The following is a 12,894-nucleotide window of genomic DNA, read 5'->3' as shown; positions in this document are numbered from 1 at the left end:
ATGCATTATGGGCGTGTAGCTCAGTTGGGAGAGCGTCGCCCTTACAAGGCGAATGTCGGGAGTTCGAACCTCTCCACGCCCACCATAATGTAGCTATATGATGTAAAGATGCGGAGTGGTAGTTCAGTTGGTTAGAATACCTGCCTGTCACGCAGGGGGTCGCGGGTTCGAGTCCCGTCCATTCCGCCACTAATTAAATCAAGGTGCTGATTTTATTAGTATAAAAATACAGCCATTGTATTATGGGCGTGTAGCTCAGTTGGGAGAGCGTCGCCCTTACAAGGCGAATGTCGGGAGTTCGAACCTCTCCACGCCCACCATAATCCTCGCAGTTGATTCTCCTTCTACTATATAATTTCCTTTTTTAGTCAAATCACAGCCTGCTCATTTTTTTGAGTCCTAATTTTCGCTAATATCTGTTGAAATCGACAGCAACGCTGCATCTTACATGGGAGCATATGTGACGACTGATATTTTTGATTCTCAATCTCCGCTCGTCATCCAGCCGTTAATCTTGCCAATTTTCGCAGAAAAGCAGTTGAAGGTGTTCATGATCAGGACTGATCTGACTCACTCTCAAATCAGTGGCAATAAATGGTATAAGCTCAAATACAATCTCAGAGCTGCCCGGCGTCAAGGTGCTACGCGGATTATTAGTTTTGGTGGTGCTTACTCAAACCATATTCATGCCCTTGCCTACTCAGCTAAGGCTTTTGGAATCGAATCGATCGGTGTTATTCGTGGAGAAAAGGTCGACAACGCCACGCTGGCTGATGCCCGTAAGTGGGGTATGCAGCTGCATTTTGTTGATCGGACCAGTTATCGACAGCGCCATTCGGCCTCCTGGTTAGCGGCGTTGCAGCGTGAGATTGGTCCTGGTTTTATAATCCCTGAGGGAGGTTCTAATACATGGGCGGTACAGGGTGTTTCTGAGCTGATGCCTGATATTTGCGAGCAGATTCCATCCCTTGATTATCTGCTTTGTGCCTGTGGTACAGGCGGCACGCTGGCGGGCCTGGTGAGTACTGCACCTGAAAAGGTTAAGGTCGAGGGTTACCCTGTGTTAAAAGGCGCAGAGTTTCTCTATGCGGATATTCAGGCGCTACTCGAGTCTGCAGGCGCTGATGTTCGCTGTTCGTGGAATCTGGATAAAGAGGCCCACTATGGTGGGTATGCAAAAATAAATGCGGAGCATCGCGCTAAGTGGTTAATGCTTGAAGAGGAATGTAACATGCTGTTGGATCCGGTCTATACCTCTAAATTGCTGCGTAGATTTGTGGAAAAGGTACAGCAGAATGCTTATCCGCCAGGTTCTACCCTGGCGCTTATACACACAGGTGGATTACAGGGACGCAGATCACTTATGTAAGTGCTTGAAAACTTTTACTAAGCCGGTAATCATGTAACTCATAATACGACCTGATCATAAAGAGAAAAAAGGTAACGAGATGGATCACTTTCGCAACATTGGTTTAATCGGTCGGCTGGGTAGTAAGCAGGTTATCGATACACTGAAACAATTGATGCGTTTTCTTCATGATAGGGGTTTGAATACTATCCTTGATGAGCGTAATGCAGAAATGATGCCCGGACATGGTCAGCAGATCTGTAAGCAAAAAATAATGGGTGAGATCTGCGATCTGGTGATTGTGGTCGGAGGGGACGGTAGCTTACTGGGGGCCGCTCGCGCTTTGGCACAATGTCATGTGCCGGTATTAGGCGTGAACCGTGGAAATTTAGGATTCTTGACCGATATCTCGCCGAATGAAATTGAAGAGAAAGTATCTGAGGTGCTTGAGGGGAAATATACGGTAGAAAGTCGCTTTCTGCTGGATATGATTGTTAAGCGTGGAGGTGAGCCTATCGGTGAAGGCACCGCGTTGAATGATTGTGTTCTGCATCCGGGTAAAGCGACACGAATGATTCAATTTGAGCTCTATATCGAAGGCCAGTTTGTTTATACTCAGAAATCCGATGGTCTGATTGTTTCTACACCGACCGGATCGACCGCGTACGCGTTGTCGGGAGGGGGGCCGATTATGCATCCTAAGCTGGATGCGATTGTGCTTGTGCCGATGTTTCCTCATACACTGTCCAGCCGTCCTATTGTTGTGGATGGTAACAGCGAGTTAAAGTTGGTTATTAGTGAAGATAATGAAACCTACCCAACCGTATCTTGCGATGGCCAGATTAATATTAACCTGGCGCCGGGTGATGTTATTACTATTCATAAAAAACCGCATAAGCTTAAATTGCTACATCCTTTGAATTATGACTTTTACCGTACCTGCCGAGAGAAACTGGGTTGGGGTACGAAGTTGGGGAGATAACGTGGAGGTCAGACGTTTCGAAGGTTTTGATCTGATAGGGGACATCCATGGCTGTGGTCTTAGCTTAAGGATGTTGTTGGCGCGTCTGGGATATAGCAAAAAGAACGGCACATACTTTCATCCGCGCCGCCAGGTTATTTTTTTAGGTGACATCGTAGATCGTGGACCGCATATCCGCGAGGCATTACATATTGTGCGTGACATGGTCGATGCCGGGCATGCGCAGATTGTCATGGGTAACCATGAATATAACCTGCTTTGCTATTGTACCCCCAGTCGTACACCTGACACGCAACCCTATCTGAGAGAGCACACGCAACGCCATCGGCGCATACTTCAGGAAACTTTACAGCAACTGGATCCATATCCGCAGGATAAGCGTGACTTTTTGCAATGGATGAAGGAGATGCCGCTGTTTCTTGAAATGGAAGACTTTCGGGTCGTGCATGCTTGTTGGCATCAGGCGTTAATTGATGAGTTTAAAGAGATGCTCGGCGGGAACCAGATCAATGATGATTTCCTCTATCGTTCGGCTATTCCCGATACCTTTGAATGGGTGCTGATGGATCGTTTATTAAGAGGTACGCATCTTAAGTTGCCAAATGATGAGGTCATGGTTAGTCGTGATGGCTTTAAACGACGTTTCTTCAGGACTAAGTTTTGGGCGGTGCAGCCTCAGTTTTTTATTGATGTGGCATTTCAGCCTGATCCTTTACCTGAGCATATTGCCAGAACGCCGTTATCCGAAGACAATCGCAGAGACCTCGTGCATTATGCTGAAACAGAAAAGCCGCTTTTTATCGGACATTACTGGTGTGAAGGCGAGCCCAGGCCTGTTAGTGACAATATAGCCTGTCTTGATTACTCCGCTGTTAAATATGGAAAGCTGGTCGCGTATCGCTACGATTATGAAACTAAGTTACGTGCGGATAAATTTGTTTGGGTTGATGTCCGGGCGGAAATAACAAGGCCGCAGTAATCTGGCCGTATAGAATAAAATATGATTAAAATTTTCGAAGTATCATTAAGTATTGATTTAAAAGAGTTTGCAGAATTTCTCTGGCAGCATGAGATACCTCATCGAATTATTGAGGACGAAGAGACGCAAGCGCTTTGGGTGCCGCGCCATGTTAATGCGGAGCGTGTGGCATTCATTTATGAGCAATGGCGCAAGGGTGCGAACCTGACGGATATAAAGGTGCAAAGACCGCTTCATCAGCGTATGAATCCTTTAGATTTTCCGTGGACAATCAGTTTAATCATTATCAGTGCGGTGATTACCTTTGCCATTGGCTTTGGCAGTCAGAATGACCTGATGCGTTGGTTGACCATTACTGATTTTCGTATCGATGGCCAGAAGCTGATCTATACCCACCTGTTTGAGTCGATTCGATCCTTTGAGTTGTGGCGATTTGTCACACCTATTTTCATGCATTTTAATATGCCGCATATTCTTTTTAACTCTTTATGGGTGTGGGTGATAGGGCGGCGAATTGAGCAACTGCAGGGCGGATCGGTTTTTTTCGTGGTGATTCTGTGGGCGTCTGTCGTATCAAATATTGCACAATTCTGGATTTCAGGGCCGATGTTTGGCGGTATGTCCGGTGTGGTTTATGCGGTACTCGCCTATACATGGCTATGGGATAAGCAGGCGAGGATTCCTTTTTTTGGATTTCCTCCTGCGCTAATGATCTTTATGGTTTTCTGGCTGATTCTTGGTTATACCGGTTTATTAGAGGCGGTTGGCTTTGGCGCTATTGCCAATACGGCGCACCTTGCCGGATTAATTGCCGGGTTACTGGCGGTTCCGTTAGTGCGTATGATTTTTAAGCGTGAAGCGAGCCTTTGAAGCTTTAAAGCTTTGGGGCTCGGGAGATTAGGGTTTCAAGCTTTGGGTCGTTAAAGAGAGAACCCTTTTGTAAGGAGGTTACTATGAAATATGAAGAACTTATTGAAAATATGACACCACAAATTCATCAATCGCTTAAACTTGCGATCGAATTAGGTAAGTGGCCTAGCGGTCAAAAACTATCAGTTGAGCAGCGTGATACCTGTATGCGTGCTGTTATTGCGTATGATGAAAAGCATCTTCCGCAAAATCAGCGCACTGGTTATATCGATCGCACCAGAAAAGATGGTGCTCAGCATGGCGCTGATCCCCTGGAACCCGAAGTATTGAAAATTATAAATACTCATTAATAAGATGGTTAAATGCAAATATTAGGCGTTGGTGCATTAAGTAAAATGCACACGGAGTTAGCTGAGCGTGTCGTATACTCACTTCAGTTAGGCGAGAGCAACCTTGTAGTCAATTCCTTGCTGGAAAAGAAGATTCGCATACGTTCGCTGGGAGAGATTAATTGTCTGCACTGCGGAAAAAAAACTAAAAAAAGTTTTAGTCAGGGTTTTTGTTACCCATGTTTTAAGCGTTTACCGCAGTGTGATGTTTGTATTATGAGCCCTGAAAAGTGCCACTATAGCGAAGGTACCTGCAGAGACTCAGAGTGGGGCGAGCAGCATTGCTTTGTCCCCCATGTTGTTTATCTGGCTAACTCTTCTGGCGTCAAGGTCGGCATCACGCGTGCTACGCAAGTACCCACCCGCTGGATTGACCAGGGAGCCATACAGGCATTGCCTGTGTTTAATGTTCAAACGCGTTTGCAGTCGGGTCTGGTTGAGCGGATTTATGGCGAGTACTTGTCCGATCGAACTAACTGGAGAGCCATGCTCAAAGGGCAGGTTGAGCTGCTGGATCTGGCAAACACACGTGATGAGATGCTGCAGCGCTGTTTCGATGATATTACTGCATTACAGGATATTCACGGCATACAGGCGATTCAGCCGATAAAAGATAGCCAAACGCTGATGATTGAATATCCCGTCATTCAGTATCCAAGCAAAGTCGTCACGCATAATCTTGATAAAACACCGGATGTGGAAGGTGTATTGCTGGGGATTAAGGGGCAGTATCTGATCTTAGATACCGGGGTGATTAATATGCGTAAATATACGTCTTATCAGATAGAACTGAGTTCAGAATAGGGGTTAATTTTTCATGACAGAACAACCGGAAGTAATCTACCTGAAAGACTACCAGGTGCCTTCTTTTTTGATAGACCAGACGGAGTTACGCTTTGAGCTTGAATCAGAGCGTACTATTGTTAACGCTAAATTGACGATGCGTCGTAACCCTGATTGCCAGCAAAAACCACAAGGGCTTGAGCTTCACGGTGATAAAGCGCTGCAGCTGTACCGGATTACGCTGAATGAGCAGCTGCTTAATGAAAGCGATTACCAGCGTCTTGACGAAGGTTTACAGATCTTTACCGTGCCTGATGCCTTTGTTTTAGAAACGCAGGTTGAGATTCATCCTGATCAAAACACAGCCCTTGAAGGCTTGTACCGTTCAGAGGGGTTCTATTGCACCCAGTGTGAAGCAGAAGGCTTCCGTCGCATTACTTTCTATCTTGATCGTCCTGATGTTATGTCGGTTTTTTCAACGACGATAGAGGCCGATAAAAGCGCCTATCCAGTGATGCTATCTAACGGTAACCCTGTTGCCACAGGGGATGCTGATAATGGTCGTCATTGGATCACCTGGGAAGACCCGCACCCTAAGCCCGCCTACCTTTTCGCGCTGGTTGCCGGTGATCTGAAAATGATCGAAGATCAGTATACAACCTCAGGTGGACGTGACGTCGCCTTACGTATATATGCAGCTGATAAGGATTTGGATAAGCTTGACTATGCCATGCAATCCTTGATTAATGCGATGCGTTGGGACGAGCAAGTGTATGGTCGTGAATACGACTTGGATATCTATATGATTGTCGCCGTCGACTTTTTCAATATGGGGGCCATGGAAAACAAAGGGCTTAATGTTTTTAATACCTCGTGTGTATTAGCCAGTCCTGAAACGACCACGGATGCAGGTTTTCAGCGTGTCGAAGGGGTGGTGGCTCATGAATATTTTCATAACTGGTCGGGTAACCGGGTAACCTGCCGTGACTGGTTCCAACTGAGCCTCAAAGAAGGCTTCACCGTGTTTCGTGATGCCGAGTTCTCGGCAGATATGAACTCACGAACAGTGAAGCGTGTAGAGAACGTTGCTTTGCTGCGTACCGCTCAGTTTGCTGAGGATGCCGGCCCGATGGCGCATCCGATTTTACCGGCCTCATTTATCGAAATTTCAAATTTTTACACCATGACTATTTATGAAAAAGGCGCAGAAGTTGTGCGCATGATTCATACGCTTTTAGGTGCTGAGGCTTTCCGTAAAGGCAGTGACTTATACTTCTCGCGTCATGATGGTCAGGCCGTCACTACTGAAGACTTTGTTAAGGCGATGGAGGATGCCTCGGGGCGTGACCTTACGCACTTCAGAAATTGGTACAACCAGGCGGGTACACCGGTATTGGCTGTGTCTGATGAGTTTGATGCGGCCTCACAAACCTATCGCCTGACGATTTCTCAGTCATGTCCTGCAACGCCGGGACAGGACACAAAAGCGCCTTTCCATATTCCTGTTGCTATTGGCTTGCTGGATAGTCAGGGAGAAGACCTGCTCTTGTCTGATGGCGAAGCACAGATAACGACTCAGGTAACGACGCAGGTAACAACACAGATATTAGAGCTGCACGAAACCCGGCAGACATTTGAGTTTAGCGGTATTGCCGAGCGACCAGTGCCTTCTTTGTTGCGCGGTTTTTCCGCACCGGTAAAGTTGAATTATCCTTACACGCGTGAAAACCTGACGTTTCTGATGAGTCACGACAGTGATGGCTTCAATCGATGGGAGGCTGCACAAAAGCTGGGCGTGGATATTCTGCAATCACTCATCAAAGATTATCGAAATGATAAAAAACTGATACTCGACAAGCAGTTAGCTGAAGCTTTTAAAGTCGTTTTAGCGGATGAATCTTTAGATAAAGCCATGGTGGCAAAAGTGCTGACGCTGCCATCTGAGGCTTATCTGAGCGAGCTGGCTGAAGAGATAGATGTTGATGCTATCCATCATGTGCGTAATTTTGTGCGTCATCAATTAGCCGTACAACTTGAAACGCAGCTGCTTTCAACCTACCAGGCATGTACCTGTGATGATACATACTCCCCTGATGCCGCCAGTATCGCTCGAAGAGCATTACGCAATGTCTGTCTGGGCTACTTGTTAGCGACCGAAAAGCAGGAACATCTGGAGTTGGCGCTGGCTCAGTTCCATGAAGCGAACAATATGACGGATAGTCAGGCAGCGCTGAACATTGTCGTTCATTCCGGATATCAAAAAGCAGCGGAAGTTATTCTTGAGCAGTTTTATCTGCGTTGGTCTCATGAGCCGCTGGTGGTCAATCAATGGCTATCGGTACAGGCGTCTAACCCGCAAGCAGGCACCTTATCTCAGGTCAAAGCGTTAATGCAGCATGATGCTTTTAATATGCGTAATCCGAATAAAGTTCGCAGTTTAATCGCAGGCTTCAGTGCGCTCAATCCGGTGAATTTTCATGCCCTCGATGCTAGCGGATATATGTTTCTTGCCGATCAGGTGATTACATTGAATAATCTGAACCCGCAGATAGCCTCTCGCTTAGTCACTCCCTTAACGCGCTGGAAGCGTTATAACACCGAGCGTCAGGAGATGATGAAGGCTCAGTTGCAGCGCATTATGGATAGCGGAGAGTTATCGCGAGATGTTTTCGAGGTTGTGAGTAAAAGTCTGGCATGATAGAACTAATCAGATGATCTGTTTGTCATAACAGATGATTTTCATAAACAATAATATTTAATGTATAGGTGTGCTGATGGATCGGAAGCTTTCATCTGAAGATAAATTTAATTTGCAGCAAAATTTTCGACGCTATCTCAAGTTTCAAGATCAATATGAGATAGCCAATGAAATCGCTAAAGAAGCTCGTGCAAGCCGGGTATGGGTAGCGGGCGTGATTGCATTGCTATTTGCTTTGGCATCGGACTTTTTTATGGGGGCTTCGGCTGCTTTGTTTGGTTTGTATTTCTACCGGATTTTAATGGCTTCAATGAAAGTTGGTGCGGCAGAAGAGGGTAGAGAAGACACCGAGCGCTGGTTTGCAGGTAAAGGGCTAAAGTTTGAAGGGCGCATATTGTATTACCGGGATGATCAAATGATGGAAACGCCACTCGATCCTTTTAATGACAGACTCTATAAGTAAATTGTAAGCATATGGCGTTCAAGCGGGAATATCAGCGTTTGACTCAGCGTACGAGTCAGATGCTGGCATCTACAGAAACGGATAATGTCGATTTTAAACGTGACGTCAGTGGCGTTAAAAGTAGCGATATTGTCGCGTTGGCGAACGCCCCTCACGGTGGAACCTTGCTTATCGGTGTCGATGAATATACCACTGCTGACGGCCTGCAGCGTGGTAAGGTTGTGGGCTGTGAGGTGGATGATAATGCACGTTTGATGATTATCAATAAAGCAACGGATTGCTATCCTAACGTCGCTGTTCAGATTTATATCGAAAATTTGAAAGCGAAGCCCATCATGAGGATTGAGGTGCCTTCAGGACACCTTAAGCCCTATTGTTCTCCGCGTGGCGAATATTCGATCAGAGCGGAGGGCCGCAACCGGGCACTTTATCCAGAAGAGCTATTGTTGATCTTTATGGATAGTGAAGGCGATAAGTTTTTGTCTCGTTTCAGAACCGCCGTCTCTCAGCTTGAATCGCAAGTGGGCAGTATCAATCATTCATTAAGTAGTGATATGTTGGCCGTCGCCCAACATATACATGACCTTGACAGTCAGCTGCAGCGCACATTGGGGCGTTTAGCACGGATTACGGATAGTACAAAGAAACGCTCCAGAAACTTACTGCAAACACTCAAAGATAGTCAGGATAGCCTTGAGAAACTAGAACGTTTTTTGATTGATGATGCGAGCTTTGAGCAGCGTCAGGTTGCGATCCAGCGTCTGGAAGATAAGGTAGATCTGTTGCTTCAGCATTGTTCTGTTTTGACCCTTGAGGAAAACTAAATGCTTCAATTTCTGAAGCGTTGTGAGTATTGGATTTTTGATCTGGATGGGACGCTAACCCAGCCGGTGCATGACTTTGCCTATATTCGAAGAGAACTGGATATCGCACCTGATGAGGATATTTTATTACATTTGGCTTCGTTGCCTGATATGCAGCGGCGTCAAAAATCAGAACGTCTTGATCAGTTAGAGCACTTTTATGCATTGCAGACAAAGTCTGCTGAAGGCGTTGACTCATTAATTAAGTTATTGACGCGTAAGCAGTGCCGGTTAGGCATTGTTACCCGCAACACCAAAGTATTTGCGCAATTATCGTTGTCTGTTTTACAGTTGTCATCACACTTTTCAGATGAATGTATTATCGGCCGGGATGAGGCGCTTCCAAAGCCCGAGCCACATGGAATACAAGCACTTATTTCACAGTGGGGCGTTTCTGCTGACGATGTAATGATGGTCGGGGATTATAAATATGACCTGCTGGCGGGGCGCGCTGCGGGCTGTCGAACGATTCATGTCAGTGATAATGATGAGCTGCAATGGCCAGCATTAACTGATTATCGTTTTAATTCCTTATCCGAATTGTCTGAGCTCTTATAACTCTGCTTTAGCTTTATTGCTGTGTCTGCTTTTAACGGTACTTTTGATTTTACTCTTGGTTCTGCTCTACGCCAGGGGCTTTGCCTGTTTGAACTTATCTGCGAATTACTGATCTGTATGTTTATAAAGGATTTTTTTAATTGATGAGTTATAGCTAAATGAATAATACCTTTACCCTTTAATTACTTATATTCTTTTAGTATAGGGTGCCCCACTTGAATTATTGATTTCTGTCAAAATTAATTTTTAGGCTTGGGTTATAGTGAAAGTATTAATAAGGAGGTAATGATATGACAGTTGTATCAGAGTTACATCAGGATCATGTTAATCTCAGAAAACTACTTGAGATACTGGATAAAAAGATTCTTAAGCTAAAAGAAGGAAGTCAGCCAAATATTAGTTTAATGGCTGATGTTATTAACTATATTGCCACCTATGCAGAAGGCTATCATCATCCGAGAGAAGATAAGCTTTTTGCTTACTTTCATGGTAAAAACGATCAATTAGATGCTGTGATGAAAGAATGTGAAGATGCGCATGTCAATCTGAAGGGTTATGCGCACGCCCTGCTCGAAACAATTGATGGTGTGCTGCATGATGCAGTCGTTCCTATGGATGATTTCATTGCAAAGCTGGAGACCTTTGTTTCAAACGAAAAAGCCCATTTAGACTTTGAAGAGGCCAAAGTATTTTCTCTGATGAATGAAACAGCAACCAACGCGGACTGGAAAAAGGTAGAGAAACAACTCCCTGTAGAAGCAGATCCACTTTTTGGTGAAAAGCGTACCGAAGAGTACAAATCTTTATATGCAGAGCTGATGAGAGATATTAATTCGTAACTAAATGGCTATCAGGGGCATTTGCACTGCTTGCGGTAAATGCCTCATAACATATACGATTCCTTCCCAATCGTTTGGCTTCGTAAAGTGCCGCATCAGATAAGCTGAGTAGTGTGCTTGCTTGCATTTTAAGGTCTGTGTCGCATTCGGTCTGTTCTGCATCGTATGTTGAGTAACCGAGTGAAGTAGTAATACGAAAGGGTTCACCGGTTATGCTGCGGAATATTTGGGCAGCTATTTTTTCCCGTAGGTTTTCGGCAACGACTGAGGCTTGTTGTTCGGCACAGCCAGGTAGCAGGATTGCAAATTCTTCACCACCAAAACGGGCTACCAGATCGGTTTTGCGTAGAAGCTGTTTTAGTAGACGTCCGACTGTTCTGAGTACTCTGTCTCCTGTTTGATGTCCGTAGGTGTCATTCACTTTTTTGAAATGATCCAAGTCGATAAATAAGCAACTCAACGGTTCACGGTTTCGGTGGGCTCGCGTGATCTCTTTAACTATCTCGATATCAAATGCACGTCGATTATGCGTACTGGTTAGCATGTCGATAATGCTGAGGCGGTGTAAATTCTCATGATTGATACAATTTTCGATACAGACTGAGATGATTGAGGAGAGGTGAGCGAGGTAGTCGTAACGGTAGTCGACGGTATAGCGATGGATATCCTGTGCCCCCAGATGCAAACTGCCAATTAAACAATTCTGGCGAATCAAGGGCATCATAGCAACACTGAGGATGTAGGGATTATCGGGAAAAATGGTTTTACGGGTGCTTAAGTCAACTTCACCTGCTTGCAGTACTAAATCAGGGTAAAGCTGTCGTAACAGCCTCTGGTCGGGCTCTAGTCTTATTTGGCTGCGATTCTTGTCTGGGATATCTTCGAGTAGATCCAGAGCTATCTGCTCCGGATCAAAAAGAATGATCGATACGGCCGAGAGACGAAAAATTTCTTTAAAGTGGTTTAGTAACAGGTCTAGCAGATCTGAGAGTTTATGGCAGGCGAGCAAGCGTAGCTCAACATCAAAAAAACGATTGAGAATTATTTCATTGTGCTCTATTTTCTTAGCGGTTAAGCGCAGAGCACGTTTGAGTTCTATGTTCTCGGATTCCAGTTCTTTTTTATGCATAATCCGTACTTAATGAATCATATCTACTTATTATCGACACCCACACCCATTGCTGAAGCATTAGTTTGTAAATGTAGGCTTATAATTCCCAGCGATATGATTTTAAGTTTATTTTTCCGTTTCTGAACACAATCTGCTCATCGAGCAAGAGTTGTTTTTGAGTTTTATATTTGTCACTGCCGATAGGAAATGATATTTCGCCTTTAGCGTTAATCACTCTGAACCATGGAATAAGAGTGTCTTCAGGAAGCTTTGATAAGGCGCGGCCTACGGCTCTGGCTGTTCTGGGAAAACCGGCAAGTTCGGCAATCTGGCCATAAGTCGCGACTTTTCCATGAGGAATGTATCCAACGGCGTTCCAAATCGCTTCATCATAAGTGACGGCTTGATGGATGGCAGGGTTCTCTGTTACAGGCATGTATATTGCGCTTTTGATCGCATTTTTGGATCCTATAATGTGAGAGGCAACCCCAATCTGGGTTGTTATGCGCCAGGCTTCAACCGCTGACCATATAATATGGGAAATAAAAAGCCCGGAAAACCGGGCTTTAGCATATGAAGCTGATCTATAAAAGCACTAGATACTAGGCATGTTACATATTAGGTCTGCTACATATTAGGATAGTTAGGCCCGCCGCCGCCTTCTGGCGTTACCCAGGTAATATTCTGAGCCGGATCTTTAATATCGCAGGTTTTACAGTGAACGCAGTTCTGTGAGTTGATCTGGAAGCTTGCTTCGCCGGCTTCACTCTCAACGATTTCATACACGCCGGCAGGGCAGTAACGCTGCGCCGGTTCTGCATATAAAGGCAGATTCTTGCTCAGCGGCACGCTGCTGTCTTTGAGCACCAGGTGGCACGGCTGGTTCTCTTCATGATTGGTGTTGGAGAGAAACACCGAGGTCAGTTTATCAAAACTTAAGACGTTATCCGGTTTTGGATAGTCGATCGGTGTGAACTCTGTCGCCGGACGCATCTGTGCATAGTCTTCATG

The 12,894-nt window shown here is 45.3% G+C and carries 14 protein-coding genes and 3 tRNA genes; 14 read left to right on the top strand and 3 right to left on the bottom strand.

The features are described from left to right. Window positions 1–9 precede the first annotated feature (9 nt). The 14 genes from BM099_RS19155 to BM099_RS19090 all read left to right on the top strand — a co-directional run bounded on the left by BM099_RS19155 (window position 10) and on the right by BM099_RS19090 (window position 10,772). A tRNA-Val gene (locus tag BM099_RS19155) sits at window positions 10–85 on the top strand. A 27-nt stretch (window positions 86–112) separates the two neighbouring features. Further along, window positions 113–189, top strand: a tRNA-Asp gene (locus tag BM099_RS19150). Window positions 190–244: 55 nt separating this feature from the next. Next, window positions 245–320: transfer RNA gene (locus BM099_RS19145), tRNA-Val, on the top strand. Between the two features lie 140 nt (window positions 321–460). Beyond that, window positions 461–1,369, top strand: coding sequence for a 1-aminocyclopropane-1-carboxylate deaminase/D-cysteine desulfhydrase (locus BM099_RS19140; protein WP_177201238.1), 909 nt, complete (start codon window positions 461–463; stop codon window positions 1,367–1,369). A gap of 79 nt (window positions 1,370–1,448) precedes the next feature. Beyond that, entirely contained in the window at window positions 1,449–2,330 is an 882-nt protein-coding gene (locus tag BM099_RS19135) for an NAD(+) kinase (RefSeq protein ID WP_090730703.1), read from the top strand. Between the two features lies 1 nt (window position 2,331). After that, window positions 2,332–3,309, top strand: a complete 978-nt coding sequence (locus BM099_RS19130; protein ID WP_244889961.1) for a metallophosphoesterase — start codon at window positions 2,332–2,334, stop codon at window positions 3,307–3,309. A 21-nt stretch (window positions 3,310–3,330) separates the two neighbouring features. After that, entirely contained in the window at window positions 3,331–4,179 is an 849-nt protein-coding gene (locus BM099_RS19125; protein ID WP_090730699.1) for a rhomboid family intramembrane serine protease, read from the top strand. An 83-nt stretch (window positions 4,180–4,262) separates the two neighbouring features. Beyond that, window positions 4,263–4,529: a YeaC family protein gene (locus BM099_RS19120; protein ID WP_090730697.1), complete on the top strand. Its 267-nt coding sequence runs from the start codon at window positions 4,263–4,265 to the stop codon at window positions 4,527–4,529. A gap of 12 nt (window positions 4,530–4,541) precedes the next feature. Then, window positions 4,542–5,372, top strand: coding sequence for a DUF2797 domain-containing protein (locus BM099_RS19115; RefSeq protein WP_090730695.1), 831 nt, complete (start codon window positions 4,542–4,544; stop codon window positions 5,370–5,372). Between the two features lie 13 nt (window positions 5,373–5,385). Then, the gene (pepN, locus tag BM099_RS19110; RefSeq protein ID WP_090730693.1) at window positions 5,386–8,049 is read left to right on the top strand and encodes an aminopeptidase N; all 2,664 of its coding nucleotides are present in this window, start codon (window positions 5,386–5,388) and stop codon (window positions 8,047–8,049) included. Window positions 8,050–8,125: 76 nt separating this feature from the next. Further along, on the top strand, window positions 8,126–8,512 hold the full coding sequence (locus tag BM099_RS19105; RefSeq protein ID WP_090730691.1) for a hypothetical protein: 387 nt from the start codon (window positions 8,126–8,128) through the stop codon (window positions 8,510–8,512). A gap of 11 nt (window positions 8,513–8,523) precedes the next feature. Further along, complete coding sequence (locus BM099_RS19100) at window positions 8,524–9,336, top strand: AlbA family DNA-binding domain-containing protein (RefSeq protein ID WP_232348833.1); 813 nt, start codon at window positions 8,524–8,526, stop codon at window positions 9,334–9,336. Then, window positions 9,337–9,933, top strand: coding sequence for an HAD family hydrolase (locus BM099_RS19095; RefSeq protein ID WP_090730689.1), 597 nt, complete (start codon window positions 9,337–9,339; stop codon window positions 9,931–9,933). Between the two features lie 290 nt (window positions 9,934–10,223). Then, on the top strand, window positions 10,224–10,772 hold the full coding sequence (locus BM099_RS19090; RefSeq protein ID WP_090730687.1) for a hemerythrin domain-containing protein: 549 nt from the start codon (window positions 10,224–10,226) through the stop codon (window positions 10,770–10,772). On the opposite strand, the gene BM099_RS19085 is transcribed toward BM099_RS19090, so the two are convergent. From BM099_RS19085 to BM099_RS19075, 3 genes are all read right to left on the bottom strand, one after another. Beyond that, complete coding sequence (locus BM099_RS19085; protein ID WP_090730685.1) at window positions 10,762–11,901, bottom strand: GGDEF domain-containing protein; 1,140 nt, start codon at window positions 11,899–11,901, stop codon at window positions 10,762–10,764. The genes BM099_RS19090 and BM099_RS19085 overlap by 11 nt on opposite strands. A gap of 79 nt (window positions 11,902–11,980) precedes the next feature. Continuing rightward, on the bottom strand, window positions 11,981–12,319 hold the full coding sequence (locus BM099_RS19080) for an MGMT family protein (protein ID WP_090730684.1): 339 nt from the start codon (window positions 12,317–12,319) through the stop codon (window positions 11,981–11,983). Between the two features lie 191 nt (window positions 12,320–12,510). Further along, window positions 12,511–12,894: 4Fe-4S dicluster domain-containing protein (locus BM099_RS19075; RefSeq protein ID WP_177201237.1), on the bottom strand; the 384-nt coding region annotated here is incomplete at its 5' end.

The sequence above is a fragment of the Neptunomonas qingdaonensis genome (assembly GCF_900113275.1).
In the GTDB taxonomy this organism is placed as follows: domain Bacteria; phylum Pseudomonadota; class Gammaproteobacteria; order Pseudomonadales; family Balneatricaceae; genus Neptunomonas; species Neptunomonas qingdaonensis.
The sequence above is the reverse complement of the archived record's forward strand: the minus strand, read 5'-3'. Positions and strand labels throughout refer to the sequence as shown.